Source organism: Paraburkholderia sp. EB58 (genome assembly GCF_050436665.1).
Classification (GTDB): Bacteria; Pseudomonadota; Gammaproteobacteria; order Burkholderiales; family Burkholderiaceae; genus Paraburkholderia.
Window position 1 is genome coordinate 98649 of record NZ_JBNDMQ010000025.1, and the last position, 25938, is coordinate 124586.

A 25938-nucleotide genomic window follows, 5' to 3' on the forward strand; every position below is an offset into this window, starting at 1 on the left:
CACCATGACATCCTTCGACGACACTTCTCCCGCCAGCCTGTCGCGCCGCGCCTGGTTGCGCAAGACCGCGTGGGCCGCGGGCGCGACGGCGCTCGGCGGCGCCTCGCTGAGCCTGTCCAGCTCGCTCGCCTTTGCGGAAGGGCCGCTTACGCCGCTCAAGCTCTCGTGGAACGCGGGCGCGATCTGCACGGCGCCGGTGCCGGTTGCGGTCAAGCAGGGGTTTTTCAAGCAGCGCGGCCTGGAGGTGGAGCTGGTCAACTTCGCCGGCTCGACCGACCAGTTGCTCGAGGCCATCGCGACCGGCAAATCGGACGCGGGCGTCGGCATGGCGCTGCGCTGGATCAAGCCGCTGGAGCAGGGCTTCGACGTGAAGCTGACCGCGGGCATCCACGGCGGCTGCATGCGTTTGCTGGCCACACGCTCGTCGCAGATCGTCGATTTGCAGGGTCTCAAGGGACACACAATCGGCGTCAGCGATATGGCCAGTCCAGCGAAAAATTTCTTCGCCATCACGCTCAAGAAAATCGGCGTCGATCCGGACAGCCAGGTGCAATGGCGTCAGTATCCGGCGAATCTGTTGGGCGAAGCGCTCAAAAAGGGCGAAGTGCAGGCGATCGCAGACGGTGATCCGACCATCTGGAGCATCCGGGAAACGGATCACCTGGTCGAAGTGTCGAACAACCTGTGCGGCGAATACCAGAACCGCGTGTGCTGCGTACTAGGTGTGCGGGGGACGCTGATCCGCAAGGATCGCGCGACGGCCCAGGCACTGACCCAGGCGTTGCTCGATGCCACCGAGTGGACTGCGAATCATCCGGCCGAGGCGGCGGCGATTTTCTCCGAGCACGCGCCGCAGGCGGATGTTGGCCAACTGACGGCAATGCTGAAGAGCCACACCGATCACGATCATCCGGTGGGCGACGCGTTCAAGAAGGAAATTTCGCTCTATGCGGATGACCTGAAAACCGTGGGCGTGTTGAACAGCGGCACAGATTCGACGCGCTTTGCGAACCGCGTGTTCGCGGACGTGCTGGTTTAGCCCCGACACCGGTACAGGACTGAACCGGCACCCTGGTCGTTTCATTCATCGTACAAGTTGCTCAGCCGCGCTCCGCGCGGCGAGCGGGAAAGTCAACGCCTGGGGCCTTTCATCGCCTCAGCTTCCATTGCAGCGGTACGTTCTTCGCTCGCCTCAATCGGTTCCATCGCTTCGTCGATAGACGCTGCAGCGCGTTCGGTGGCCGCCTCAGTTTCGTCGTCGGAGCCCGTTCCCTCGTCGTCGTTGTCCGGGGGCTCAAGCATGTCTCCAATCATGGCAGCTAACTCCGGTGTATCCCACGGCGCGCCATGCTGTTTTTTCTGCTTGATGTAGTGCCTGATTTCGGCGTCCTGTTCAGGAGTCAGGGGAAGACCACGAAAGGTGTTTTGGGGGGTAGCGTCGACCATGGTACTGCTCCTTGCTTGTCGTACCCCGAGTGTATTCTCATTGTGATCAGGACCCTTAACTATTGGATGTCGATCCGGTCTGATCGGAGCAGGGTTGACAGCACTCGCCAGGCGCCCGGACGCAGGCCGGTTGCGGGTCTTCCAGCCCTGTGCAGCGTCAACCCGGCGAAAAGTCCATTGGTATATGCTGTCACTCGCGCCGTCAACCGGAGAAACCGGACAGACCGGAGAAAGCCGGGACCCAGCGCCGGCGCCGGCTTTAGCTTTTCTCTTGCCTTGCAATGAAATAAACCTATTTCCGCCCTGAGTTTCCAGAAACTACCATTAAAGCCTATTGCACGAACTCTAAACGCAGCCAGCTAGCTGAGTGATAACGATCATCGGAGGAAGCGCATGTCGACTGAAGCGAAATGTCCCTTCAACCACACGTCTGGCGACGGTACGTCGAACCGGGATTGGTGGCCGAAACAACTGAGCCTGAAAACCCTGCATCAGCATTCATCCCTGTCGGACCCGATGGGCGAGGGCTTCAACTACGCCGAAGAATTCAAGAGTCTCGATCTCGCGGCTGTGAAGAAGGATCTGCTGGCGGTGATGACCGACTCGCAGTCCTGGTGGCCGGCGGACTTCGGTCACTACGGGCCGTTTTTTATCCGTATGGCATGGCACAGCGCGGGCACGTACCGCACTGGCGACGGCCGTGGCGGTGCCGGCTCCGGCCAGCAGCGCTTCGCGCCGCTCAACAGCTGGCCTGACAACGTCAGCCTCGACAAGGCTCGCCGGCTGATCTGGCCGGTCAAGCAGAAATACGGCCGGAAAATCTCATGGGCCGACCTCATCGTTCTCACGGGTAACGTTGCGCTGGAGTCGATGGGCTTCAAGACCTTCGGTTTCGCCGGCGGCCGCCCGGACGTCTGGGAACCGGAAGAGGACGTCTACTGGGGGACGGAAAAAATATGGCTGGAGGGTGACAAACGCTACTCCGGCGTGCGCGACCTCGAAAACCCCCTCGCTGCGGTGCAGATGGGCCTGATTTACGTCAATCCGGAGGGCCCGAACGGCAATCCGGATCCGCTCGCCGCAGCCGTGGACATTCGCGAGACCTTTGCTCGCATGGCCATGAACGACGAAGAGACCGTGGCGCTGATTGCGGGCGGTCATACCTTCGGCAAGACCCATGGCGCCGGTCCTGCGACCAGCGTGGGGCCCGAGCCGGAAGCGGCCCCCATAGAGCAGCAGGGCCTCGGCTGGAAGAGCAGCTTTGGCAGCGGCTCGGGCGGCGACGCGATCTCCAGCGGCCTGGAAGTCACGTGGACCACCACGCCGACGAAGTGGGGCAATGATTTCTTCGAACACCTGTTCAGCTACGAATGGGAACTGACGAAGAGCCCGGCCGGCGCGCATCAATGGAAGCCGAAGGGCGACGCAGGGGCAGGGACCATCCCGGATGCGCACGACCCCTCGAAGCGCCGTGCGCCGACCATGCTGACAACCGATCTCTCGTTACGCTTCGATCCCGCTTACGAGAAAATTTCAAGGCGCTTCTTCGAGAATCCGGACCAGTTCGCCGACGCGTTCGCCCGGGCGTGGTTCAAGTTGACGCACCGCGACATGGGTCCGCGCGCACGCTATCTCGGCCCGGAAGTGCCGGCCGAAGAACTGATCTGGCAAGACCCGATTCCCGCGCTCGATCATCCACTGGTTGATGCGCAGGACATTGCCTCCCTCAAGGCGAAGATCCTGGCTTCGGGGCTGTCGATCTCGCAGCTGGTTTCGACCGCTTGGGCATCAGCCTCCACCTTCCGTGGCTCGGACAAGCGTGGCGGCGCAGACGGTGCGCGCATTCGCCTCGCGCCCCAGAAGGATTGGGAGGTCAACCAGCCGGCCCAGCTAGGGCAGGTACTGGAGACGCTCGAGGGGATCCAGCGTGAGTTCAACAGCGCCCAGTCCGGCGGCAAGAAGATCTCGCTGGCCGACCTGATCGTGCTGGCCGGCAGCGCAGGTGTCGAAAAGGCCGCGAAAAATGCCGGTCATGACGTCACGGTTCCTTTCGCGCCGGGACGCATGGATGCGTCGCAGGCGCAAACTGATATGGACGCCTTCGCCGTGCTCGAACCGAACGCAGACGGCTTCCGCAACTACCTGAAGGACAAATACCCCGTCACGGCCGAGGCCCTGCTGGTGGATAAGGCGCAACTGCTGACGCTGACAGCACCGGAGATGACGGCGCTCGTCGGCGGCCTGCGGGTTCTAAACGCTAACTATGGGCAGACCCAGCACGGTGTCTTTACCAAACGTCCGGAAGCGCTGACCAACGACTTCTTCGTCACCCTGCTGGACATGGGTACGGAATGGAAGCCGGTATCGGACGCCAACGACGTGTTTGAAGGCCGTGATCGCGCCACGGGTGAAGTGAAGTGGACCGGCACGCGTGTCGATCTGATCTTCGGTTCGCACTCCCAGTTGCGGGCACTTGCCGAAGTCTACGGAAGCTCGGACGCGCAGGAGAAGTTTGTCCGTGACTTCGTCGCGGCCTGGGTCAAGGTGATGAACCTCGATCGCTTCGATCTTCCCGATCACGGACAATAGACTTTGAAGGTCTGATGCCGAACGAGTACAACGGCCGGTCGCAAGACCGGCCGTTTTTCGTTGAGCCGTTGTGCCCCGGGCATGCCCTCCGATCAAGCGCTCCGATAACGCAAACGCTATCGGCCCATGCGGTTTCGACATTGGAGCCGCAACGCCCCCGTCCGTACACTTGTGGTCCAGTGCTTGCAGATAAGCATCGTGTCGCGCAATGCAACTAGTGCAACTATGCAAGGCACCACGACACCCACGACAACGATGAATGGCCGCCTAAGGCCATCTGGACGGAGACGCGAGTTGGACAAACACACCCTTCCCGTATCGGCTGCGGCGGCGCAGCCCGCTCGCTTCAATTACCGCTGGCATGTGCTGATCTGGCTACTGGTCGGCGGGATCATCAACTATATGGACCGGGCCAGCCTGTCGATCGCCGCGCCCGGCATGATTCACGAACTCGGCCTGACCCGCACGCAGATCGGACTGCTCGGCAGCGTCTTCGCATGGACCTACGCCGTGATGCAATTGCCGGCCGGCTGGGTGATCGACCGTTTCGGCGCGAAGCGCGCGTATGCGCTTGGCATGATCTGGTGGAGCGTCGCGACATGGCTGACCGGTGTGGTCGGGTCGATCTCCGGTTTGCTGGTGATGCGGGCGTTGCTCGCAGTGGGGGAGGCACCGTGCTGGCCGACCTCGGCGAAGATCACCGCGGCATGGTTTCCCGCCAAGGAGCGCGGCTTTGCGACAGGTGTGTGGGACTCGTCGTCGAAGTGGGGACCGGCGCTTGCACCAGCCATGCTCGTCGCCCTGATGATCGCGTTCGGCTGGCGCTCGCTCTTTCATGTGACGGGCGCGTTCGGCATCGCGTTTGCGCTGCTGTTCCTGATGCTTTATCGCAATCCGGTCGACAGCAAACGCCTGTCTAAAGACGAACTCGCCTACATCGAAGCGGGCGGCGGCGGTCACGAACGCTCGCTCGCAACCTCTTCGCTCAGATGGCGCTCACTGTTCACGCGACGCAGTGTGTGGGGCATGATTCTCGGCTACTTCTGCACGATCTGGCTGTGGAATATTTTCCTCGTGTTTTTGCCGCTCTATCTGCTTGACCGCTTTCACATTTCGTTCGCGCAACTTGGCGTGGTTGCGGGCATTCCTTGGGCCGGCGGCGCGATTGGTGAAATCGCGGTCGGTTATCTGGCGAAGAAGATGGTCGATCGCCATCTGGCGTCGCCGATCGACGCCAAGCGGCTGTTGATCGCGTGCTGCGCGGCAGGCGCCGCGGTGTGCGCGATTGCACTGCCGTTCACCCATGCGCTCAGCGTGACGCTCGTGCTGTTCACTGTCGGCCTTGCGTTTATTGCCGCCGTGGTCGGCTCGGCGTGGGCGCTCGCGGCGGATATTGCACCCTCATCGATGGTGGCATCGGTTAGCGCGATCCAGAATTTCGGCGGCTACTTCGGCGGGGCATTCTCGCCTGTTGTCGCCGGCTTTGTCGTCGATCGCACAGGCTCCTATGCGCTCGCGTTCATCTCGGGCGGCGTCATCGCCGGATGTGCGGCGCTGTTCTACTGGTTCATGGCCCGCCAACCGATCCGCGATGACAACGCTGTGCCGGCAGGTTGACGCGTCGGCGTTCACTCAAGGACCTCTGCGTCGTTTATGCTTCTCCTTGCCCTGTTTCCCTGGAGAGCCGTTTTGCCCAACTGGCCGCGCGTGGTCCTGATCAGCGTCCTCATCTTTCTTCTGCCGGGTTCCGCCTATGCAGAGCGATGCTGGATGGTAGGGTGTGCCGGTAACATCGGCTACATCTATATCCCCGACAGTCAAATAGCGCTGCAGCAAGACACCAGCTTTGTGACGGTCAACGCGGTTCGCTACAAACTGGACGCATCGGGCAAGCTGCTGCGCGAATATGGTCTCCCGGCTGTGGGATCTGTTGTCACGCTGAATAATTCTGCGGTTCTGCTGCCATACAAGGCGATCAGTGATCCATCGGTTTTCAAAGAGATCGCTCGATGGCCTTATGACTACGACGCGCCAGGGAAAGCCGCTTCGCTATACCAGTACAAGATCGACGAAGCGCTGGGCAATGCCATGCGCGCTGGCGCGACCCTCCAGGTGGTGGGCTACATCGGCGATCGGGCCTGGGGACACTCACATCTCTTTGCGCTCGTCATGGTGAAATCCGACTGAGGTCCACGCGGTCCCGCTCCGGCATCTCAAACAACGGCATTCATCGGCCGCATAAAGTTTCGCGCCTTGTCAGCGGCATTTCACGACGCATATCGCCGCCTGGTCGCAAATTGCTGGAGGGCGGGGCGCGTAGGCGCGAATATTCGTCTGTCGCAAGGAATTGACGCCCGGCCCCAGCCAGCAAGGGCTTGCCGGCGGGGGCACCAGCAGATTTCGATCGATTTCGAAAAAAACCTGGAATAAACCCTGGGGCCCCGTGTTCGCCCTTATGTAGACGCAGTACGACCCGGGCAGTACGAGCCACGCAGTACGAGCCGATAGGCCGGAACCGGACTGTTTATCCCAAGCCAGAAGGCAGTTTCCACTGCCAAATTAATTTTAATTTATTAAGGAATCTTAATCATGTAGAAGTTGCTCGCAGGTCTTGTTCTCGCTGCTGCCACGCTTGGCGCTCCGGTTCTTAGCTTCGCCCAGTCGACTGCGCCGCTCACGCGTGCAGAAGTTCGCGCCGATCTGGTTCGTGTCGAGCAGGCTGGTTATACGCCGTCTTCAAACGACATCAACTACCCGGCTGACATCCAGGCCGCCGAAGCGAAGATCGCCGCGCAGAACGATCAGCAATTGACCAACCAGGCTGTCGGCGGTGTCACCCAGAACGGCAGCTCGGCATCGGGTACGAAATCCCATACGGCGATGCATACCAGTGCCAGTTGCGTCGGTCCGGTCAGCTTCTGCAACGTGTTTTTCGGTAGCTAAGTGATGCAGTGCGGATCCTGCACCGTGCGTTGTCCGGTGCAGGATCCCCAGCCGTTCCAGTTGCAGAGATAGGTGGCTTGATAGACGAGTGTGTCGCGCAGTCATGCGTAGTGATCAGTCAAGCCAACTATTTTTCAAAATTTCAAAAATCACCCTTATATTGATGGAGTTTCGCCGTGAAGATTTTGCCTCTCGCCGCATCGGTTCTTTCCTTGTCCGCTTGCCTGTTTGCATCGACCGGTGCCATGGCGCAGGACACGCAACCCGCTACCGCGCCAATCAAGAACATTGTTCTGGTCCACGGCGCGTGGGTGGATGGTTCAGGTTGGAAGCCGGTCTATGACATCCTCACCAAAGACGGCTACCACGTCACCATGGTGCAGGAACCGCTGACCTCGCTGGACGACGACGTTGCCGCCACCAAACGCGTGCTCGACCTGCAGGATGGCCCGACCATTCTCGTCGCGCACAGCTACGGTGGCTCGATCATCACCGAAGCCGGTGTCGATCCGAAGGTGGCCGGCCTGGTGTATGTGGCCGCGCATGCGCCGGCTGTCGGCGAAGATGAGTCTGATCTGGGCAAGCAATACCCAAGCTACACGTCGAAGCAGCCGGGCGCCATCAAGAAGACCGACGACGGCTATACGTACCTGAATCCGGCGGATTTCCCGAAGGATTTCGCCGCTGACCTGCCGCTGAAGCAAGCCCAGTTCGAAGCGCAGTCGCAGATCCTGACGGCCGCGAAGGTTTTCTCGCAGCCGATGACGGTGGCCGCATGGACCACCAAGCCGAGCTGGGGCATTGTGGCCGCTGACGACAAGATCATCAATCCGGATCTCGAACGCTTCTACTATCAGCGCGCGCATAGCCACACGACGGTGCTGGCCGGCGCGAGTCACTCAGTCTACGAATCGCGTCCTAAGGAAGTAGCGGCGGTGATCGAAGACGCAGCGAAGCACGCCCAGCAGTAATGCGCCCGCAGCCGTGAAGTCTCGAGCGGCTCGCTTTAACCCAGTCCCGAGCAGACCAGTATTGCCAATACTAGTATGACTGCTGGACTGGATGTCGATCCCGGTACCCCGTAGGATTGCCAATGGCCGTCCTGGCGCAACAGAAGCCGTTGCGCCGGGCAATGCAGCGGCAATCTCCACGTGAATGTCGGCGTGGTCCATTGATCCACGGCCACGTCTACTCCGGATCGAAACATGGCGAACCAGCAAGAAAGCGTCACGCAAGCCTCCGCGCCGCCGGCGCAAGACGGTGCTACCCATTGGCGGCGAAACCTGTTCGTCTGCGTCTTCGGTTCATTTACCACCATCGTGGCGATGACCTTGCTGCTGCCGTTTCTGCCGCTCTACGTGGAAGAACTGGGCGTCAAGAGCCATGCGGCAATCGTGCAGTGGTCCGGTGTCGCATACGGCGCGACCTTTCTGTCCGCGGCATTCACGGCCCCGTTGTGGGGCAAGCTGGGTGACCGCTACGGCCGCAAGCTGATGCTGATCCGTGCCAGTCTGGGCATGGCGATTGCCATGTCGCTGATCGGTATGGCGCACAACGTCTGGCAACTGGTCGCGTTGCGCCTGCTTGCAGGGCTGCTCGGCGGCTACGCATCGGGTTCCACCGTGCTGGTTGCCACCCAGACGCCGAAAGCGCGCTGCGGCTGGGCGCTCGGCATCCTGTCGTCGGGGATCATGGCCGGCAATCTCGCGGGGCCCTTGATCGGCGGCTCGCTACCGCCCCTCATTGGCGTGCGGGCTACTTTTTTTGCGGCCGGCGCGTTTATTTTCATCGCCTTTCTCGCCACGGCGTTCCTCCTCAAGGAAGATCCGCGCCGCGCCATGAAGAAAAGCGAAACGCAGCACGTCAATTGGCAAGCTATTCCGGACAGACGCCCGGTGGTCGCCATGCTCATCACGGGGACGTTGCTGATGGTGGCGAACATGTCCATTGAACCCATCATCACCGTGTTCGTCGCGCAGATCGTCGAGGTGCGCCAGGTGACGTTCGTCGCGGGGCTGGTCATGTCCGCCGCGGCGCTCGGCAGCATCCTGTCGGCGTCGCGTCTCGGAAGGCTGGCCGACCGCATCGGCCATTGGAATGTCATCGTCGGCTGTCTGGCGGTTTCGGCAGTGCTCCTGATTCCACAGGCGTTCGTGACGGCAGGTTGGCAACTCGTCGCGCTGAGGTTTCTGATGGGCATGGCATTGGGCGGTCTCTTGCCGTGCGTGGCCAGTGTCATCAGGCACAGCGTGCCGCAAACCATCGCCGGGAAGATGCTCGGCTATTCCACCTCGGCCCAGTACGCCGGACAGGTGCTCGGGCCTTTGTTGGGCGGCTTCGTTGGGGGGCACTTCGGCATGCGGGCAGTGTTTCTTGGGACCTGTGTATTGATGGCTGGCGGGGCGGTCTACAACCAGATCAACAGGGCCGTGGTCAGCCGGAGCACGGTTGCGCTTTAGGTTGCGGCAGCGCACACGAGGCTAAAGCCGTCTCTTACGGCCACCTCTGCGTCCACCGACGCTCATATTCCATTGCATCGAAGTGCTCGACGAGAAAGTCGATAAACGCGCGCACTTTCGACGGCACATATTTGCGGTTCGGATAGGCAACATTCACCTTCAGTCTCGGCAGATCCCAGTCGTCGATGACCGGCACAAGCCGCCCGGCCACCACGTCGTCGTGGATGATGTACACCGGCTGGATGACGATCCCGAGGCCGTTCAGGCCCGCACTGCAGATCACCTGTCCTTCGTTCGACTCAAGCAGCCCCGTGATCTTGACCGTATGCATCTCGCTACCTTTCGAGAACGTCAGCTCATGCGGGTTATTCGCCAGCGTATAGATCAGGAACCGGTGTCCCGCGAGGTCCTCCAGCGTTTTAGGCACACCGTGGCGCTCCAGATATTCGGGCGAGGCGGCGAGGATGCGCCGTGTTTCGGCCAGGCGCCGGATCACCAGCCCCGAATCGCTTTCGTGTTCGCGGGTGCGGATCGCGAGATCGATGCCGCTCTCGATCAGGTCGAAGTAGCGATTGGCGGCCGTGATCGCGACATCGAGTTTTGGATGCCGCGCGGTGAATTCGGGCAGCAGCGGCGCAATGATCTGGGTGCAGAACGAAACCGACCCCGTGACCCGCAGCGTGCCGGCCGGACTTAACAGGGCCGAACTCACCAGCGCTTCGGCTTCCTGCATTTCGGACGCGATATTGCGGCAGCGCCGGTAGAACTCGTCACCGACCTCGGTCAGGAACAGACGCCGGGTGTTGCGCTCAACCAGCCGTGCGCCGAGCCGTTGCTCGAGATTGGCGAGGTGCCGGCCCGCGGCGGACGTCGACAGGCCGAGCGCTTCAGCCGCGCGCGAAATGCTGCCGCGCTCCGCCGTTTCGATGAAAAGCTGTACCTCCACCCACTTGTCCAAGGTTGTCTCCTCTTATCCAACGCGGTCTCGTGTTTCCCGATGAGCGGGATTGTGTTTCCCGTAGCCATGCTTTTTCACCGGCCGGCGGCAGACTATATTCTCACTCAAAGGACACACAAATTGGAGACAGCATGCGAAACGTCGATGAAGACACGATCACGCAGATCGTCCTGGCGCGCCACGCGGAGGCCCGCAATCCGCGTCTGAAGCAGATCATGACGAGCGTCGTCCAGCATCTGCACGCCTTTGCCCGTGACGTCGAACTGACCGAGGAAGAGTGGTTCCAGGGCATCCAGTTTCTGACCGACGTCGGCCATATCACCGACGACAAACGGCAAGAGTTCATTCTGCTGTCGGACACCCTAGGCCTGTCGATGCTCGTCACCGCGCTCAACAACCGCAAGCCGGTTGGCTGCACCGAATCGACCGTATTCGGGCCGTTCTTCGTCGAGAACGCACCCGAGTACGAGAACGGCGACGACGTCGCCAATGGCGCCAAGGGCGAGCCCTGTTTTGTCACGGGACGCATCACGGGACTGGCGGGCGAACCGGTGCCGAACGCACACATCGAGGTGTGGCAGGCCGACTCCGATGGCTTTTACGACGTGCAGATCGAGGGCGCAACGGAAAGCCAGGGCCGCGGCGCGCTGAAGAGCCTCGCGGACGGTTCATTCCACTTCCGCTCGATTACCGCGGAGTCCTATCCGATTCCGCACGACGGCCCGGTGGGCCGGATGCTGAAAGCCCTCGGCCGCCATCCGTGGCGACCGGCGCATCTGCACTTCATGATCGAGGCGCCTGGCTACGAGCGCCTGATTACCCACGTGTTTCGCTCGGGAGACGAGTACCTCGACTCCGATGCGGTCTTCGGCGTGCGTTCGTCGCTGATTGCGAACTGGCAGCGTCACGAGCCGGGCAATGCGCCGGACGGCACCCGGATCGACACGCCGTTCAGCACGCTCGACTTTACTTTCGTTCTCAACCGCGTGGACGGCGCAGGCAACCGTCGCGCCTAGTTGCCGAAGCCGCGCACGGACCGGCAACACGCCCATAGACAGAAGCAGAGTGAACTCATGATCAAGCACATCGTGATGTGGAACCTGAAGGGCGACACACCCGACGAAAAGGCAACGTCCATCAGCCGCCTCAAGGCGGCATTCGAAGGACTGGTGGGCAAGATACCCGGCCTTTTGCATATGGAAATCGGCGTGGACACGAGCGGCGTCGATTACGCGTGCGACGTCGTGCTGTACTCGGAATTCGACTCGCACGAATCGCTGGCGGCGTATGCGGTGCATGCCGAACATTTGCGGGTGAAGGCGGAACTCGGTGACCTGCGGATCGGCCGCTACCAGGTGGATTACCAGAGCGCGCCGGTATCGATGCGCGCCGTGGCCTGAACTGGCCTGAACGCGAGCCGGAATAACCGGCCGCCTGCTGGAGGAGACATTTGATGACACGCAAGCTGATCAAGGGCGGTTACGTCGTCTCGATGGACGCGCGTATCGGCTCGGGCGAGCTGGACGTGCTGATCGACGGCAGCCGCATTGCCGACGTCGCGCACGACCTCGCTGTGGACGATGCGGAGCCTGTCGACGCGCGCGGTTGCATCGTGCTGCCGGGCCTCGTCAACGCCCATATGCATACCTGGCAGACTGCGTTACGCGGGCTCGCCGCGAACTGGACGCTGCCGCAATACTTCCGTAGCGTGCATGCGGGGCTCGCCGCGCTGTTCACGCCGGACGATCTGTATATCGGCACGCTGGCAGGCGCACTGAACCAGCTCGACTGCGGCACCACGACGCTCGGCGACTGGTGCCACAACAATCCCACACCGGCCCATACCGATCGCGCGATCGACGGACTCACCGAAGCGGGGATTCGCAGCGTATTCCTGCATGGTTCGCCGAAACCCGATCCGAAGCCTGGTCAGAAGCATTTCAGCGAAATTCCGCATCCGCGCGCCGAGATCGAACGGCTGCTGAAGCAGCGCTTCGCAAGCCGCGATGCGCTGGTCACGCTGGGCATGGCGATTCTCGGTCCGCATTACTCGACCTATGACGTCTCCGAGCACGACTTCCAGCTGGCGCGTGAATATGGCCTCATCGCCAGCATGCATTGCGCCGGTCTCGAAGCCAAAACGCCCGACGGCTGGGAGCGTCTCGCGGATGAAGGCTTGCTCGACGCGCATACCAATGTCGTGCACGGCAACAACCTCACCGACGCGCAACTGCACCGTATGCTCGACTGCGGCGTCACGTTCTCGCTCGCGCCGGAAACCGAAATGCAGCAAGGCCATGGGCATCCCATCACCGGACGCCTGCGCGATGCGGGTCATGCGCCTTCGCTTGGCGTCGATCTGGAATCGTCGATTGCCGGCGACATGTTCACGGTCGCGCGTGTCGCGCTGGCCTCGCAGCGTGCTCTCGACAATGCGGCATCGCGTCAGACGCAAGGCCAGTTGCCGGCCACTTCGACGCTGTCCTGCAACGACGCGCTTAACTGGATCACGCTGCGCGGCGCCGAGGCGCTTGGGCTTGCCGACCGGATCGGCTCGCTCACGCCGGGCAAGCAGGCCGATGTGGTGCTGCTCCGCGCGGATACTCTCAACATGCGTCCGCTGCACGACCCTGTAGCCGCCGTAATCATGCAGGGCGCCCCCGCGAACGTCGACACGGTACTCGTGAACGGCGAGTTCAGAAAGCGGCACGGCAAGCTGCTGTATACGTCGCTCGCGCGCCGTCTCGACGAGCTCGACGCTTCGGGGCAGCGCATCGCGGCCGGGCTGAACGACCTGCTTGCCGCGCATTGATGTGCCGGCGCTTTCGTCTTTTGTCATTTCAGGAGTCACATCATGAATGAAGCGAAGCCGGCCATGCGGGTCGGATTCATCGGAATCGGCAACATGGGATTGCCGATGGGAACGAATCTGCTCAAAGCGGGCTATCCGGTCATCGCATTTGATCGCTCCGAGGATCGGCTCGGCACCATCGTGTCGCGCGGCGCGAGGCGCGCGGAGTCGGTCGCGCAGGTGGCGCGCGAGGCGGACGTGGTGTTCACGTCCTTGCCGAACGATGCAATCTTCCGCAGCGTCGCGCTCGGCGATGACGGCGTCGTCGCGAATGCCGGCCCAGGCACGATCTTCATGGACACGAGTACCGTGTCGCCCACCGTCTCTGCCGAGGTGGCGGAGGGCGCCCGCGAACACGGTGTGCGCTATCTGCGTACAACTGTGTCCGGAAACGGCGTCGTCGCAGCCGCGGCCGCACTTACGGTGATGGCATCCGGGCCACGCGAAGCGTACGACGCGGTGCTGCCGTTGATCCATGCGATCGGACGCCGAGCGTTCTATCTCGGCGAGGCCGAAGAAGCACGGCTGATGAAGCTAGCGGTCAATCTGATGATCTCGGTGTCGTCGGGCATGATCGGTGAGGCGCTGACGCTCGGGCGCAAGAGCGGACTCGACTGGTCGCAGATGCTCGAAGTCCTGGCGTCGAGCCACGTCGCCTCGCCGATGGTGCTGTATAAGGTGCCGCCGCTCAAAGAGCGCGACTTCAGTTCGACGATGTCGGCGATCACGCAGACCAAGGACGTCGACCTGATTCTCGACTGCGCGGCGGCAAGCCATGTACCGCTGCATCTTACGTCGGCGGTGCGTGGGTTGTTCCAGGGGTTGATCTCGACGGGCGGTGGTGAGGATGACTACATTGCGCTCGTGCGGCATGTCGAAGCGCTGTCGGGGGTGGTATGAACAGCCCCCACGCTCACTATCGTTCGCTGCCCCCCGAGGGGGCGGATGCCTCCCTCGGGGCGGCCCAGCGGGAGGCATCATGAACGCGCACACAGGTCCTCTAGCGTCGATGCGCAGCGCGCTGCCGTTCGGCAGCGGCGGCACGCACCCTGACGACGCGCCAGTGAATACGTCCGCGGGCGCTGATGCCGGTAGCGTCCTCCCGCGTCACGAAGACAAGCCGCTGCTCGAACTACGCGGTATCGCCAAGCAGTTTCCCGGCGTGCGCGCGCTCGACGGTGTGAGCTTCGCCGTCCATGCGGGCGAAGTGCATATGCTGCTCGGCGAAAACGGCGCCGGCAAGTCGACGCTGATGAAAGTCATGAGCGGCGTCTACCGCGCGGACGAGGGCGAATTCCTGCATCTCGGCCAGCCGGTGCAGATCCAGTCCCCGAAAGACGCGCAGGCGCTCGGCGTGGCGGTGATCTATCAGGAGTTCTCACTGGTGCCGCACCTCGACATCGCGCAGAACATCTTCATTGGCCGCGAGTATCCGGGGCGGCTGCCCGGAACCATCGACAACGCACGTGCCCACGTCGAAGCGAAGAAGGTGCTCGACCTGCTGGGTTTCGATTGCGACACGCACACGCCGGTCGACCGGCTGGGCGTCGCGCAGCAGCAGATGGTCGAAATCGCCAAGGCCCTGTCGCAACGCGCACGCATTCTCGTGATGGACGAGCCCACCGCGCCTCTCTCGGAGCGCGAAACGGAGAACCTGTTCCGCGTCATCCGCATGCTGAAGCAGGACGGCGTCGCGATCGTCTATATCTCGCACCGCATGAGCGAAGTGTTTGCACTCGGCGAGCGCATCACGGTGCTGCGCGACGGCCGCATGGTCGGCGCGACGCGCCCAGCTGACACGACGCCCGCTGAACTCGTGCGCATGATGGTGGGCCGCGATGTCGACCTAACCTATGCGCGACGCTTCTGCGAAACGCCTGGGGTACCTGCGCTGGTGATGCGCGGCGTTCATTCGCCGAACGGCATCCATGACGTGAACCTGGAAGTGCGCGCGGGTGAAATCGTCGGACTGGCGGGTTTGGTGGGCTCGGGACGCTCGGAGGTGGCGCGCGCGGCATTCGGCATCGACCCGGTCAGCGCCGGCGACGTCGAAGTATACGGCCAGCGGCGCCGTGGCGAGCCGCACCACTCGGTCAAGCTCGGCATGGCGCTGATTCCGGAGAGCCGCAAGCACGAAGGGCTCGCCGTGACGCGCTCGGTTGGCGACAACCTGATGCTGTCGGGGCTGGGCAAGCTGTTTCCCGGCGGCTGGTTCCGTCCGCGTGAGGCACGCCAACTTGCTCGCGACATGATCACCGAATTGCGCATTGCCACGCCAACCGTCGGACGCCGCACGGCATTTCTCAGCGGCGGCAATCAACAGAAGATCGTGATCGGCAAATGGCTGGCAACTGGCGCTCGTCTGTTCATCTTCGACGAACCGACGCGTGGCATCGACGTCGGCGCAAAGGCGGAAATCTTTGCGCTAATCGGCAAGCTGGTCGAAGAGGGCGCGGCGGTGCTGCTGATCAGCTCCGAGCTGCCGGAGATCGTGCATGTGTGCGACCGCGCGTATGTGATGCGCGAGGGCACGGTGGCCGGTCACCTGAACCGCGATCAGTTATCGGAAGAAAACCTTCTCGCCTTGGGGATGCATGATGCGTAACGTACAGGTGATGGACGCGCCGCACCGCTGGATGGCGGTACCTGCCAACGTGCCGGGCGTCGCGTGGATGATGGTGGCGATGCTCGTGGGGTTCACGGCACTGAATCGGCAGTTCGTCGATGTTGCGAATCTCGTCAACATCGGCTCGCAGTCGTCGATTCTGTTGCTGATTGCGCTGCCGATGACCTTCGTCATCCTGACTGAAGGGATCGATGTGTCGGCCGGTGCGGTGGCCGCGGCTTCGAGCGTCGCGCTCGGTTGCGTGATGCAGGCAGGGGCCCATACGTGGCTTGGCATCGTAGTGGCCATCGGAACCGGCGCGCTGTTTGGTCTCGTCAATGGTTCGCTGATTGCGTGGCTCAGGCTGCCGCCGTTCGTCGTGACGCTTGGCACGATGGGGATGGCGCAGGGCATCGCGCTGCTGCTGAGCGGCGGTCAGAGCATCACCGGGATTGGAACGGCAATACCTGTCCTTTACAACGGCGCCGTACTCGGCGTGCCCGCTCCGCTGATCGTCGCCGTGCTCGCCTATGCGTTGAATCACGTGTTGATGTATCGCTGCCGGGTCGGTATCTATGCACGTGCGATTGGCGGCAATCCGGAGGCGTTGCGTTTTGCCGGTGTTTCCGCCCGTGCGTGGCAGATCGGTATCTACACGTTTGCTGGCGCGATGTTCGGCATTGCCGCGGTGCTGCTCACGGCCCGTATGAGCACGGCGCATCCGACGGCTTCACTCGGACTCGAGTTCGACGCGATCGCGGCGGTGATCGTCGGCGGCACGTCGTTCGAGAAAGGCAAGGGCGGTCTGCCAGGCACGCTGCTCGGCGTGCTGACCATCGGCATGCTGCGCAATGGGCTCGATCTGGTCGGCGTGCCGTCGTCGGTGCAGGTGTCATGCATTGGCGTATTGGTGCTGCTTGCTCTCTTCCTTGAAGGATGGAAAACCAAATGAACCACTCCAGGCTCACCAGGAAGGCATCATGACTTCACTGACCTCATTTTCCAGCTTCATCAAACCGGGCGAAAACGTCTCCAAGCTCGCCTCCCGGCTCGCAGCAGTCCTGATCGTCGCGGCGGCACTGTCGTTTGCAAGCGATGCGTTCCTGACGCCGGGCAATCTGCTCAACGTGCTGCGCCAGGCGAGCCTGCTGTTCCTGATGGCATCGGGCCTCACGCTGGTCGTGCTGACGGCGGGCATCGACCTGTCGATCGGTGCGAACGTCGCCTTGTCGGCGTGCCTCGCGGGCACCGTCATCAAGGCCACCGGCTCGCCGCTTGCCGGCGCGGCTGTCGCGCTCGCGAGCGGCACGCTCGTGGGGCTCGTGAACGGCGGGCTGGTGGCGATCCTGCGTATGCCGTCGTTCATCGCAACGTACGGGATGATGTGGCTGATCAACGGCTATACGTACTACTTCATGGCCGGCAACACGATCTATGGCTTCCCGCATGGGTTTCGTCAACTCGGCAGCGGCTATCTGTTTTCGATTCCGGTGCCGGTCTATCTGATGCTGGTGTTTCTCGCGCTCGCGGCGCTGTTTGCCGGACGCACGATTTACGGCCAGCAGATCTACGCGATCGGCTCCAACCCGGTTGCCGCGCGTTTTTCCGGTGTCCCGGTAAAGAGCCGGCTGGTGCTCGTGTACACGCTGAGCGGCTTGATGGCAGGCCTCGGCAGCCTCGTCTTCCTCGCCCGGCTGAATTCGGCGGAAGGCGACATTGGCGAGCCGTTGACGCTGCCCGCCATTGCTGCGGTGCTGATCGGCGGGACGTCTCTGTTCGGCGGCATCGGTACGCCGTACGGCACGCTGATCGGCGCGCTGCTGCTGACGCTCGTGCTGAACGGTCTGAATCTGCTCAATATCGACGCGAACTGGCAGCCGTTTGTGACGGGCGCAATCATTATCGTCGCGGTGCTGGTGGACTCGCTGAGCCGCCGGCGCCAGGAAGCGCGCGCCTAGGGTGGCGTGCTCTGCATGGGACCAGAGTAACGCGCTAAAGCGCGAACTCTGGTCGACAAACGACATCGGAATGAAACGAGGAGCAATGATGGAGCATAGCTTGCGGCGAGTGGTATGGCTGGGCGCAGCCGGCACTGAAGGATTGAAGGACACGCTGACACGCAAACTGCGTGATCGTGACATACGCGTGGAGACGCCTCCGGAAGCGGCGTTCGACGGCAATGCCGACGCGGTGATTACCGTCTGTGCGGACGACGATAAACTGCGCGCGCTTCTGCTGGGGCCCAACGGCTTGCTGAACGCAGACCATGCGGGCCTGCTGCTGGTCGATCTCAGTCCCATCAGCGAACCGCTGTCGCGCGAGATCGACGCCGCCGCACAACGCGCAAACGTCGCCTATCTGCGCGCGCCGCTCACGCTCGGACCGGGGCAGCCTGACGAGCGCGTCTATACGGCGATGGTCAGCGGCCCGCGTGAAGCCCACGAGCGCGCACAAGCGCTGCTCGATGCGTTGGCGGGAAAGATCGTCTATCTCGGCGAAGGTGACGAGGCGCGGGCGATGACGCGCGTGCTTGACGTCATGACCGGCGTGTCGATGGCGATGTGGGCGGAAGCGCTGGTGTTCGGCGAAGCCGTCGGCCTCGACTGGCGCGAAATGCTCGAGGTCATGCAGACGAGTGCAATCGGCTCGCCGGTGATCCAGGAGCACACGCCGCAAGTCGCGCAGCGCGACTTCAACGCATCGCTCGCCTGCAAACAGATCACCGAGCGCCTTGGCGCCGCGCTCGCGCATGGCAAGGCGACGGGCACGGTTTTGACGCTGACGGGGCAGGCGCATCAGATGTATCTCGGCGCATTGCACCACGGCCTCGCGCAGCACGGCTTGACGGCGATTGTTCCGTGGCTCGAAACGGCCGCTGGCGTGCGGCCCGATGCCACGCAAACCGCGACTCGTTAACCTCATACCGCGCAGCCGGTCGCTCAGCGGCGGGTTGGCTAAACTCCACTTATTCAGGACCATGAAGATGTCGAACACGCTATCCACAGACGCACTTGATACGCTGTTTCGCAGCGCCCGCACGCAAAATAGCTGGCTCGACAAGCCGGTTACCGATGAGCAGTTGCGCGCGCTTTACGATCTGGCGAAATACGGCCCGACGAGCATGAACACCTCTCCGGCGCGCTTCGTGTTCCTGCGGACGCCCGAAGCCAAGGCTCGCCTGCTGCCGGCACTGGCGCCGGGCAACGTCGACAAGACGCGTGCCGCACCGGTTTGCGTGATCGTTGCCCACGACCACCGCTTTCATGACCGCTTGCCTGAACTGTTTCCGCATCGTGCCGACGCGCGCGCGATCTTCGAGGGCAAACCCGAGCTGATCGAAACCACGGCGTTTCGCAACGGCAGCCTGCAGGGCGCCTATCTGATCGTTGCGGCGCGTGCACTCGGGCTCGACTGCGGTCCCATGTCGGGCTTCGACGCGCAAAAGGTCAACGACGAGTTCTTTCCGGACGGCGACGTCAAGGTCAATTTCCTCTGCAACCTTGGCTACGGCGATCCGGGCAAGGTACTGGGGCGGCTGCCGCGTCTTTCGTTCGACGAAGCCTGTACGTCGCTATAGCTGCGGCTTTGCATCATTTATTTGGATTACCTGATCATGCTGGATTCATTTATCTATCAGATGCTCCCGGCCCGAGTCGTATTCGGCCGCGGCACGAGCACGGCGCTGCCCGCCGAGGCTGAGCGCCTTGGCCTGAGCCGCCTGCTGGTGCTGTCGACGCCGGAGCAGGCCTCGCTCGCCGGGCACGTACAGCAGTTGCTCGGCGAACGGGCCGCCGGCGCGTTCCATGGCGCCACGATGCACACGCCGGTCGAGGTGACAGAGCGCGCTCTGGAGGTCGTGAGGGCAGAGCGGATTGACGGCGTCGTCGCGGTGGGCGGCGGCTCGACCACGGGGCTTGGCAAAGCCATCGCGCTGCGCACCGATTTACCGCAGATCGTGCTGCCGACTACCTATGCCGGCTCCGAAATGACACCGATCCTCGGCGAGACGCAGGACGGTCGCAAGACGACGCGACGCAGTCCTAAGATCCAGCCGGAGGTCGTGATCTACGACGTGGACCTGACGCTGTCGCTGCCGCCGGCGATGTCGGCTCTGTCGGCCTTCAATGCGATTGCGCATGCAGCCGAGGCGCTCTACGCGCCGGACGGCAACCCGATCGTTGCGCTGATGGCCGAGGAAGGCGTGCGCGCGATCGTGGAGGCATTGCCGCGTGTGCTGAAAGAGCCGGGTGACCCCGACGCGCGCGCCTCGCTGCTTTATGGCGCATGGCTTTGCGCCTGCTGTCTCGGCACGACGACGATGGGCCTGCATCACAAGCTGTGCCACACGCTGGGGGGGCTGTTCGATCTGCCGCATGCGCAGACGCATGCAATCGTGCTGCCGTATGCGCTCGCCTACAACGCAGCTGCAATCCCTGAGGCCATTGCCCGGCTACGCCGCGCAATGCAGGCCGATGAGCCCATAGCTGCGTTGCTGCAGCTTGAACGCGACTGCGGTATTCCGCTTGCGCTGCGTGATATCGGCATGCCGCACGAAGGGATTGCGCTCGCGGTGGAGCAGGCGATGGCGAATCCCTATGGCAATCCGCGTCCGGTCGAAGCCAGCGCGCTTGGCGAACTGCTCGAGCGCGCCTGGGCCGGTGCCGGCATCTGATACCCCAAGTAATGCCCCACGCTACGACACGATCACGGAGCAGGCGCAGTTATGGCAAATCGACCGTATGAAGACACGCAGACGCCGCCCGACTTTCTCATCGTCGGCGGCGGTACGGCGGGCGCGGTGCTGGCCGCACGTCTGTCTGAGAGCGGCCGGCATCGCGTGCTGCTGATCGAGGCCGGCATCGACACGCCGCCTGACCAGACGCCTGCGGATATCGACGACACGTTCCCCAGTTCGACGCTCAACCCCGCCTATTTCTGGAGCGGCCTCGAAGCGACCGTCGTCAAGGGTGGGCAGCCGCGTCCCTTTCCGCAGGCTCGCGTAATGGGCGGCGGCTCCAGCATCATGGGCATGTTCGCGCTGCGCGGCGTGCCGTCCGACTTCGAACGCTGGAGCGCCGCGGGTGCACCCGGATGGTCGTGGGATAAAGCCGCGCGGCTGTATCGCAAGATCGAGCGGGACCCGGCACGCGCCGCAGCATCGAACGGCACCACGCCCATCAAGCGCATGGCCACGGATGAATGGCCCGCATTCGTGACCGCGCTGCGCGAAGCCGCGCTGGCCCGCGGGTTTCCCTACGTTGACGACATCAACGAAGCGCCAGGCGATGGCTTCTTCCCGATGCCGTCGAGCCGCGACGACATCGTGCGTTCGACGAGCGCGCGCTGCTATCTGAGCGCGGCAGTGCGCCGCCGCCCCAATCTGACGATCAGCGCGAACACCCGTGCGCTGCGTCTGCTGTTCGACGGGCGCAGGGTCATCGGCGTCGAGGTGGAGCGCGACGGCATCGTGACGCCGCTGCATGCGCGCCGCGTGATCGTTTCGGCGGGTGCCATTCATTCGCCCGCGCTGCTGCTGCGCTCGGGGATTGGCCCGGCAGCGGAGTTGAGCAGTCTCGGCGTGCAACCGGTGGTGGACTTGCGCGGCGTCGGACGCAACCTGCAGAACCACGCGTATCAGTTTTTCGCGCTGACGCTGCCGCGCCGCAAGCGGCTTGCGCTTCATCTGCGACGCTTCGCGGTGGCGGGCCTGCGCGCGTCGTCGAATCTGCCAGATTGCCCTGCTAGCGATCTGTTGCTGTTCGCGATCGGCCGCGTCAGTCCGCGCGCTTTCGGCACGGACGTCGCGATGGTGGGATCGGCGCTGTATGCGCCATTCTCCAGAGGATTGGTCACGCTCGCGCAAGCGGACCCACGCGCCAATCCACGCATTGACTTCCGGATGCTCGACGATCCGCGCGACGCACCGCGCGTCGTCATGGCGGCGCGGCTGGCCGAGCAACTGTTGCGCGACCCCGCGGTCGCCGCGAGTTACAGCGAAGCGTTCCTGTTGCCGCCGGGCATGGCGCTCAATCAGTTCAACCGGCCGGGGCTCGCGGGACTCGCGTTAGCTGCCGGCGCGCGTCTTGCGCTCAACGCACCTGGCCCGCTCAGGCGTCTCGCGGTGCGCCGGGCGATCGGTGCGAGCATGCCGCTCGCCGCGCGGCGCGGCAAGCACGAAATTACGGATGACGAATTGCTGGCGACCATCGCGCCAATGGGACACCCGGTGGGCACCTGTGCGATGGGTGACCCGCGCAATCCGGACACCGTGGTTGACGGTGACTATCGCGTTGGCGGCGTCGAGCATTTGTATGTGGTCGACGCATCCGTCATGCCGGTCATCCCGAGCGCGAATACGAATCTGCCGACGCTGATGCTCGCCGAGCACGCCGCCGAACGGATCCTGCACGCGCTCGAGCGGACTCCGCAGACCATGTTGGGGGATGTTTGACCGCGCCGCCCCAGGCGCAACACCAATTATCAATCAGAGTGAAGGAGACAATTATGAATCATATGACTATGACCATCAGATGCGGGCTGGCGCTTGCGTTGTGCGCGTGCGGCACGCTTGCACATGCGGACGGCGAGAACATCGCCGTCTTCACCAAGAACCTGACCAATCCGTATTTCCAGAGCGTGCGGCTCGGCGCCCAGAACGCTGCGCAGCAATTGCACGCGAACGTCACGAATTACGTGCCGACCAAGGCGGATAGCATCCCTGAGCAGATGAGCCAGATCGACGATGTGATCGTCAAGCACCCGGGCGCGGTCGTGTTCGTGCCGGTGGACTTCAAGGCGATGGGACCCGGCATCGCGAAGCTGAATGCCGCGAAGATTCCCACCGTGAATATCGTCGACAAGGCGCAGGCCGGTAACTTCGTCAGCTTTGTGGGTGCCAGCGACTATCAGCTCGGCCTGCAGACCGCGCAGTATCTGCTGAAGTCGATGGGCGGCAAAGGGAACATCATCATTCTCGAAGGCGTGCGAGGAACGTCCACGTCCGATGAACGCATGCGCGGCTTTCATGACGCGCTCAAAAGCGCGCCAGGCGTCAAGGTGTTGAGCTCGCAGCCGGCCAACTATCAGCGCCTGCAGGCATTGCAGGTGATGGAGAACCTGTTGCAGACCTATCCTAACGTCGACGGCGTGCTTGCCGCCAACGACGCCATGGCGATCGGCGCGCTCGACGCGCTCGATGGTGCGAATCTGCACGCCAAGGTCGTGGGTATCAATGCGAGCAAGGAAGCCGTTGATCTGATCAAACAGGGCAAGTTGCTCGCAAGCGGCGACTACTCTGGATTTAAGCAGGGTTGTATCGGCGTGATGGCAGCGGTGCGTGCACTGCGTGGCGAGTCGGTGCCGAAAGACATTTCGCTGAAGACCGAAGTAGTGACGGCCTCGAATTATCAGGGCTTTGACATCGCGCCGGACAAGCTCACCTGTCCGACGTGGGCGCAGGCCACGGGCCAGTGATGCTGCGCCGCGCCGCTTTAAAGTGGCGCGGCGCCTTAAAACAAGGGCGGCCGGGCATTCGTCAGTGCAGCCGGTCGCCATAACCGCATTCATTCCAGACGGAGCGAACATGAACTTTGTCGTCTATTGTCTTGATCACCCAGGCATGGTGCAGCGTCGTCTCGACCATTACGACGCACACAAGGCCTATTTGCAGACTTCGCCGGTGCGTACGTTGATTTCCGGACCGTTGACCGAGCTCGACGGTACGATGATTGGCAGCTTCTTTCTCTATGAGGGCGATGACATCGACACAGTGCGACGTTTCGTCGACAGCGATCCGTTCAATCAGGCCGGCATCTGGAATTCGATCGATATTCGCCCGTTCATCAAGCGAGTCGATAACCGCTAATTGAGGACCGCCGTCGCCTGCGCCTCTCCGCAACAGGCCTAAACACTCGAATCAGCGTCGCGCTTTCTTTTTCTTCGCCGGCTTTGGCGGCGTCAGGGCGGCCGTCCAGAAGGCGGCCGTGCCGCGTTTCGCTGCTGCCGTCGCATGCCCCCGCGCGGAGCCCGCCACCGCATTTGCGCCGCTCAACCACATGCTGAGGAACGGGTTCTTTTTGGTCCACGGATTTTTCATATCAGACTCCATTGAAATAAGGAAGGATTGGCGGATGCTGGATTGACACGCGCAACGCGTGTTCCCGAGGGTACGGAGGCGCCGGCATGCGACCGCGCCGGGATGAGGCGTGATTCTTGCGGACCTGTTTGGGCGGTCCCGAACGCTGTCCATGTCGGGTCCACATTCGGCAATCACCCCGCGGCCTTAAGCGCCGCGCACATACTCAAGGAGTAGTCCATGGAAACGACGCATGCAGAAGGCACCCTACGCGAGGTCTCAGGCAAGGTAGAGGAAGCCGTAGGCGGTCTGCTCGGCGATACCAGCGCACAGGTGAGCGGCAAAGCCAAGGAACTCGCCGGCAAAGCGCAGAAACTCTCTGCTGACCTCACAGATATCCTGCGGGACACGACGGCCGAGCGGCCGCTCATGGCGCTCGGCATTGCGGTGGGCGTGGGCTTTGTACTGGGGATGTTGAGAGCTGCGAACCGGGCATCCCCGGATGGTGTCAGCCGCGACCGGAGATAGTCGTTAGAACTGCCATCATCGTGGCGCCAGGAAGGGTATCGTCGATGGCGTAAGGGCGGGCCGGTCGACGCGGCCTGAAAATTTGCCCGCAGGAGTGTCAGCATGTCAATCCATTCGAGAGTCACGAAGTGGCGAAACGTAGGCCGGTTCTGCGCAGAACGGGCGGCGGATTACAGTGAGCTGCTGGCGTTGGAATTGGAGCAGACCAAAAAACGCCTGATTCGCGAACTGGGCGCACTGGTCGCGATGGCGGTGGCGGCGCTCTTTGCGCTGGCTTTCGTGTGCATCGCGATCATCGCGACCGCCTGGCAAACTTCATACTTTCTACCGGTGGTGTGGGGAGTGGCTGCGGGATGGCTTGTGCTGGCGCTTTTGTCTTTTCTGGTGGTGCGCGCTCAAAAGCCGGCACGTTCGCTTCACGTTTTGCACGACGAGGTTCTGAGGGATCTTGATACGTTAAAGGAGGCACTGAAATGAGCCACGGAGCCTTGACCCATGAAGAGATGCTCTCTGCGATCCTGTTGCGCATGGAGGTCTCGCGGGAGGCACTCCTCGCAGTCAACTCCGTGTCTGCGCAAGATTCGAGGCAACGGAGGAATGTGCTCGCAGGGCCGGTGGGCGTCGTGACTGCGCTTGGAGCGACGCCGCGTGTGGGGCTGGTGTTGGCGCTTTGCGTTGCTGCCATCGCGTTTGGTCCGCGCCGAACGATTATGATCGCGGGCCGGTCCGCATTGACGGCGTGGCTTGCCGGCAGTGTCAGGAAACTATCGAGTGGCTGATGCCCATTGAGCACGACAGCACCGCCGGGCTTTTTTGAGCCCGGGCTTTTTTGTCCCTTAACGCGGTGCGGTCGATGATGCTACCTGTGAGCTGATCAGGTCTTATCCCCGACGAGCTTGCTCCCAACCGCTTCGAGCTTGCCATCCAGTTCTTCCTTGCGCGCCGCGATCTTTCGCCCGAGAGCGGCAAGATCGCACTTCGAACGCCGCAACTCCGGAAACAGTTCGTCCTCTTCCTCTTCGACGTGGTGCTTGACGAGCTCCGACATCACCTTGAAGGTGGCATCGAAACCCTTATCGCCTGCCTTGAGCGTTTCGAAGCGCTTGATTAGCGCCTTCACCAGATAGTGTTCGACATACGCTTCATCGACATCGATCAGGTTGCTACCGGGCAGCGCATCGGCGGCGGCGGGGTAGAGAAATTCCTCCTCGATCATTGCGTGCACGCTCAGCTCTTCGCAGGCACGTTGCGCGAGTGCTGCTTTCGCCTCCAGATCGGAGCCAGCCTTTTCAAAGGCGTCAAATAATTTTTCCACCGCACGGTGGTCCGCCTCGAGCAACACCAGCGCGTCGACTTTGCCGGATTCGCGCGTTGCGGTAGCCTCTGTCTTGTCTGCAGTCTCTGCCATTTCTGTTCTCCCAATTAAAAAACGATCGACGTCACACGACCCAATACACGCCTCAAAAAAAGCGCGGCAGCCACATT

27 protein-coding genes are annotated in these 25938 nt (G+C 62.5%); 23 read left to right on the forward strand and 4 right to left on the reverse strand.

The window, feature by feature from the left end; all coding sequences use genetic code 11:
• Positions 1 to 4: 4 nt before the first annotated feature.
• Positions 5 to 1039 (forward strand): ABC transporter substrate-binding protein, encoded by a 1035-nt coding sequence (locus tag P3T40_RS30050; RefSeq protein WP_429271344.1) that lies wholly within the window; start codon positions 5 to 7, stop codon positions 1037 to 1039.
• 92 nt (positions 1040 to 1131) lie between these two features.
• Here P3T40_RS30050 and P3T40_RS30055 read toward each other — a convergent pair whose 3' ends face one another.
• A complete protein-coding gene (locus P3T40_RS30055) occupies positions 1132 to 1446 on the reverse strand; it encodes a hypothetical protein (protein ID WP_429271345.1) in 315 nt (104 codons plus the stop codon).
• A gap of 393 nt (positions 1447 to 1839) precedes the next feature.
• On the opposite strand from P3T40_RS30055, the gene katG reads away from it, so the two are divergent.
• From katG to P3T40_RS30085, 6 genes are all read left to right on the forward strand, one after another.
• Positions 1840 to 4035 carry a catalase/peroxidase HPI gene (gene katG, locus P3T40_RS30060; protein WP_429271346.1) on the forward strand — a complete coding sequence of 732 codons (2196 nt, stop codon included), beginning with the start codon at positions 1840 to 1842 and terminating at the stop codon, positions 4033 to 4035.
• Between the two features lie 294 nt (positions 4036 to 4329).
• Positions 4330 to 5652 (forward strand): MFS transporter, encoded by a 1323-nt coding sequence (locus P3T40_RS30065; RefSeq protein WP_429271347.1) that lies wholly within the window; start codon positions 4330 to 4332, stop codon positions 5650 to 5652.
• Positions 5653 to 5724: 72 nt separating this feature from the next.
• Complete coding sequence (locus tag P3T40_RS30070; protein ID WP_429271348.1) at positions 5725 to 6222, forward strand: hypothetical protein; 498 nt, start codon at positions 5725 to 5727, stop codon at positions 6220 to 6222.
• Positions 6223 to 6633: 411 nt separating this feature from the next.
• On the forward strand, positions 6634 to 6978 hold the full coding sequence (locus P3T40_RS30075; RefSeq protein ID WP_429271349.1) for a DUF4148 domain-containing protein: 345 nt from the start codon (positions 6634 to 6636) through the stop codon (positions 6976 to 6978).
• A 176-nt stretch (positions 6979 to 7154) separates the two neighbouring features.
• On the forward strand, positions 7155 to 7949 hold the full coding sequence (locus P3T40_RS30080) for an alpha/beta hydrolase (protein ID WP_429271350.1): 795 nt from the start codon (positions 7155 to 7157) through the stop codon (positions 7947 to 7949).
• Positions 7950 to 8183: 234 nt separating this feature from the next.
• The gene (locus tag P3T40_RS30085) at positions 8184 to 9437 is read left to right on the forward strand and encodes an MFS transporter (RefSeq protein WP_429271351.1); all 1254 of its coding nucleotides are present in this window, start codon (positions 8184 to 8186) and stop codon (positions 9435 to 9437) included.
• 34 nt (positions 9438 to 9471) lie between these two features.
• Here P3T40_RS30085 and P3T40_RS30090 read toward each other — a convergent pair whose 3' ends face one another.
• A complete protein-coding gene (locus P3T40_RS30090; protein WP_429271352.1) occupies positions 9472 to 10395 on the reverse strand; it encodes a LysR family transcriptional regulator in 924 nt (307 codons plus the stop codon).
• Positions 10396 to 10526: 131 nt separating this feature from the next.
• Between P3T40_RS30090 and P3T40_RS30095 the strand changes: the two genes are divergently transcribed.
• From P3T40_RS30095 to P3T40_RS30155, 13 genes are all read left to right on the forward strand, one after another.
• Positions 10527 to 11411 carry an intradiol ring-cleavage dioxygenase gene (locus P3T40_RS30095; RefSeq protein ID WP_429271353.1) on the forward strand — a complete coding sequence of 295 codons (885 nt, stop codon included), beginning with the start codon at positions 10527 to 10529 and terminating at the stop codon, positions 11409 to 11411.
• 57 nt (positions 11412 to 11468) lie between these two features.
• On the forward strand, positions 11469 to 11795 hold the full coding sequence (locus P3T40_RS30100) for a Dabb family protein (protein ID WP_429271354.1): 327 nt from the start codon (positions 11469 to 11471) through the stop codon (positions 11793 to 11795).
• Positions 11796 to 11848: 53 nt separating this feature from the next.
• On the forward strand, positions 11849 to 13207 hold the full coding sequence (locus tag P3T40_RS30105) for an amidohydrolase family protein (protein WP_429271355.1): 1359 nt from the start codon (positions 11849 to 11851) through the stop codon (positions 13205 to 13207).
• Between the two features lie 42 nt (positions 13208 to 13249).
• Positions 13250 to 14146, forward strand: a complete 897-nt coding sequence (locus tag P3T40_RS30110; protein ID WP_429271356.1) for an NAD(P)-dependent oxidoreductase — start codon at positions 13250 to 13252, stop codon at positions 14144 to 14146.
• Positions 14147 to 14225: 79 nt separating this feature from the next.
• Positions 14226 to 15851 carry a sugar ABC transporter ATP-binding protein gene (locus P3T40_RS30115; protein WP_429271357.1) on the forward strand — a complete coding sequence of 542 codons (1626 nt, stop codon included), beginning with the start codon at positions 14226 to 14228 and terminating at the stop codon, positions 15849 to 15851.
• Entirely contained in the window at positions 15844 to 16803 is a 960-nt protein-coding gene (locus P3T40_RS30120; protein WP_429271358.1) for an ABC transporter permease, read from the forward strand. The genes P3T40_RS30115 and P3T40_RS30120 overlap by 8 nt, the downstream gene beginning before the upstream one ends.
• 28 nt (positions 16804 to 16831) lie before the next feature.
• Positions 16832 to 17809, forward strand: coding sequence for an ABC transporter permease (locus P3T40_RS30125; protein ID WP_429271359.1), 978 nt, complete (start codon positions 16832 to 16834; stop codon positions 17807 to 17809).
• Positions 17810 to 17879: 70 nt separating this feature from the next.
• Positions 17880 to 18767, forward strand: coding sequence for an NAD(P)-dependent oxidoreductase (locus tag P3T40_RS30130; RefSeq protein WP_429271360.1), 888 nt, complete (start codon positions 17880 to 17882; stop codon positions 18765 to 18767).
• Between the two features lie 67 nt (positions 18768 to 18834).
• Positions 18835 to 19428: a malonic semialdehyde reductase gene (locus P3T40_RS30135; protein ID WP_429271361.1), complete on the forward strand. Its 594-nt coding sequence runs from the start codon at positions 18835 to 18837 to the stop codon at positions 19426 to 19428.
• A 36-nt stretch (positions 19429 to 19464) separates the two neighbouring features.
• Complete coding sequence (locus P3T40_RS30140; RefSeq protein WP_429271362.1) at positions 19465 to 20523, forward strand: maleylacetate reductase; 1059 nt, start codon at positions 19465 to 19467, stop codon at positions 20521 to 20523.
• A gap of 51 nt (positions 20524 to 20574) precedes the next feature.
• A complete protein-coding gene (locus P3T40_RS30145) occupies positions 20575 to 22302 on the forward strand; it encodes a GMC family oxidoreductase (protein WP_429271363.1) in 1728 nt (575 codons plus the stop codon).
• Between the two features lie 53 nt (positions 22303 to 22355).
• Positions 22356 to 23324 (forward strand): sugar ABC transporter substrate-binding protein, encoded by a 969-nt coding sequence (locus P3T40_RS30150; protein ID WP_429271364.1) that lies wholly within the window; start codon positions 22356 to 22358, stop codon positions 23322 to 23324.
• A 109-nt stretch (positions 23325 to 23433) separates the two neighbouring features.
• Complete coding sequence (locus P3T40_RS30155; RefSeq protein WP_429271365.1) at positions 23434 to 23715, forward strand: YciI family protein; 282 nt, start codon at positions 23434 to 23436, stop codon at positions 23713 to 23715.
• A gap of 51 nt (positions 23716 to 23766) precedes the next feature.
• On the opposite strand, the gene P3T40_RS30160 is transcribed toward P3T40_RS30155, so the two are convergent.
• Positions 23767 to 23946, reverse strand: a complete 180-nt coding sequence (locus tag P3T40_RS30160) for a hypothetical protein (RefSeq protein WP_429271366.1) — start codon at positions 23944 to 23946, stop codon at positions 23767 to 23769.
• Positions 23947 to 24165: 219 nt separating this feature from the next.
• Here P3T40_RS30160 and P3T40_RS30165 point away from each other — a divergent pair, with 219 nt between their 5' ends.
• The 3 genes from P3T40_RS30165 to P3T40_RS30175 all read left to right on the forward strand — a co-directional run bounded on the left by P3T40_RS30165 (position 24166) and on the right by P3T40_RS30175 (position 25232).
• Complete coding sequence (locus P3T40_RS30165) at positions 24166 to 24453, forward strand: CsbD family protein (RefSeq protein ID WP_429271367.1); 288 nt, start codon at positions 24166 to 24168, stop codon at positions 24451 to 24453.
• Positions 24454 to 24555: 102 nt separating this feature from the next.
• Positions 24556 to 24930, forward strand: coding sequence for a phage holin family protein (locus P3T40_RS30170; protein ID WP_429271368.1), 375 nt, complete (start codon positions 24556 to 24558; stop codon positions 24928 to 24930).
• Positions 24927 to 25232: a hypothetical protein gene (locus P3T40_RS30175; protein WP_429271369.1), complete on the forward strand. Its 306-nt coding sequence runs from the start codon at positions 24927 to 24929 to the stop codon at positions 25230 to 25232. Before P3T40_RS30170 ends, P3T40_RS30175 begins: the two co-directional genes overlap by 4 nt.
• 95 nt (positions 25233 to 25327) lie before the next feature.
• Here P3T40_RS30175 and P3T40_RS30180 read toward each other — a convergent pair whose 3' ends face one another.
• Positions 25328 to 25861, reverse strand: a complete 534-nt coding sequence (locus P3T40_RS30180; RefSeq protein ID WP_429271370.1) for a hemerythrin domain-containing protein — start codon at positions 25859 to 25861, stop codon at positions 25328 to 25330.
• Between the last annotated feature and the right edge of the window lie 77 nt (positions 25862 to 25938).

Bases quoted from the DNA above. Each gene is read 5' to 3' on its own strand.
- P3T40_RS30050 (WP_429271344.1), top strand. From the start codon at position 5: ATGACATCCTTCGACGACACTTCTCCCGCCAGCCTGTCGCGCCGCGCC.
- P3T40_RS30055 (WP_429271345.1), bottom strand. From the start codon at position 1,446: ATGGTCGACGCTACCCCCCAAAACACCTTTCGTGGTCTTCCCCTGACT.
- katG (WP_429271346.1), top strand. From the start codon at position 1,840: ATGTCGACTGAAGCGAAATGTCCCTTCAACCACACGTCTGGCGACGGT.
- P3T40_RS30085 (WP_429271351.1), top strand. From the start codon at position 8,184: ATGGCGAACCAGCAAGAAAGCGTCACGCAAGCCTCCGCGCCGCCGGCG.
- P3T40_RS30095 (WP_429271353.1), top strand. From the start codon at position 10,527: ATGCGAAACGTCGATGAAGACACGATCACGCAGATCGTCCTGGCGCGC.
- P3T40_RS30100 (WP_429271354.1), top strand. From the start codon at position 11,469: ATGATCAAGCACATCGTGATGTGGAACCTGAAGGGCGACACACCCGAC.
- P3T40_RS30105 (WP_429271355.1), top strand. From the start codon at position 11,849: ATGACACGCAAGCTGATCAAGGGCGGTTACGTCGTCTCGATGGACGCG.
- P3T40_RS30110 (WP_429271356.1), top strand. From the start codon at position 13,250: ATGAATGAAGCGAAGCCGGCCATGCGGGTCGGATTCATCGGAATCGGC.
- P3T40_RS30115 (WP_429271357.1), top strand. From the start codon at position 14,226: ATGAACGCGCACACAGGTCCTCTAGCGTCGATGCGCAGCGCGCTGCCG.
- P3T40_RS30120 (WP_429271358.1), top strand. From the start codon at position 15,844: ATGCGTAACGTACAGGTGATGGACGCGCCGCACCGCTGGATGGCGGTA.
- P3T40_RS30125 (WP_429271359.1), top strand. From the start codon at position 16,832: ATGACTTCACTGACCTCATTTTCCAGCTTCATCAAACCGGGCGAAAAC.
- P3T40_RS30130 (WP_429271360.1), top strand. From the start codon at position 17,880: ATGAAACGAGGAGCAATGATGGAGCATAGCTTGCGGCGAGTGGTATGG.
- P3T40_RS30135 (WP_429271361.1), top strand. From the start codon at position 18,835: ATGTCGAACACGCTATCCACAGACGCACTTGATACGCTGTTTCGCAGC.
- P3T40_RS30140 (WP_429271362.1), top strand. From the start codon at position 19,465: ATGCTGGATTCATTTATCTATCAGATGCTCCCGGCCCGAGTCGTATTC.
- P3T40_RS30145 (WP_429271363.1), top strand. From the start codon at position 20,575: ATGGCAAATCGACCGTATGAAGACACGCAGACGCCGCCCGACTTTCTC.
- P3T40_RS30150 (WP_429271364.1), top strand. From the start codon at position 22,356: ATGAATCATATGACTATGACCATCAGATGCGGGCTGGCGCTTGCGTTG.
- P3T40_RS30155 (WP_429271365.1), top strand. From the start codon at position 23,434: ATGAACTTTGTCGTCTATTGTCTTGATCACCCAGGCATGGTGCAGCGT.
- P3T40_RS30160 (WP_429271366.1), bottom strand. From the start codon at position 23,946: ATGAAAAATCCGTGGACCAAAAAGAACCCGTTCCTCAGCATGTGGTTG.
- P3T40_RS30165 (WP_429271367.1), top strand. From the start codon at position 24,166: ATGGAAACGACGCATGCAGAAGGCACCCTACGCGAGGTCTCAGGCAAG.
- P3T40_RS30170 (WP_429271368.1), top strand. From the start codon at position 24,556: ATGTCAATCCATTCGAGAGTCACGAAGTGGCGAAACGTAGGCCGGTTC.
- P3T40_RS30175 (WP_429271369.1), top strand. From the start codon at position 24,927: ATGAGCCACGGAGCCTTGACCCATGAAGAGATGCTCTCTGCGATCCTG.
- P3T40_RS30180 (WP_429271370.1), bottom strand. From the start codon at position 25,861: ATGGCAGAGACTGCAGACAAGACAGAGGCTACCGCAACGCGCGAATCC.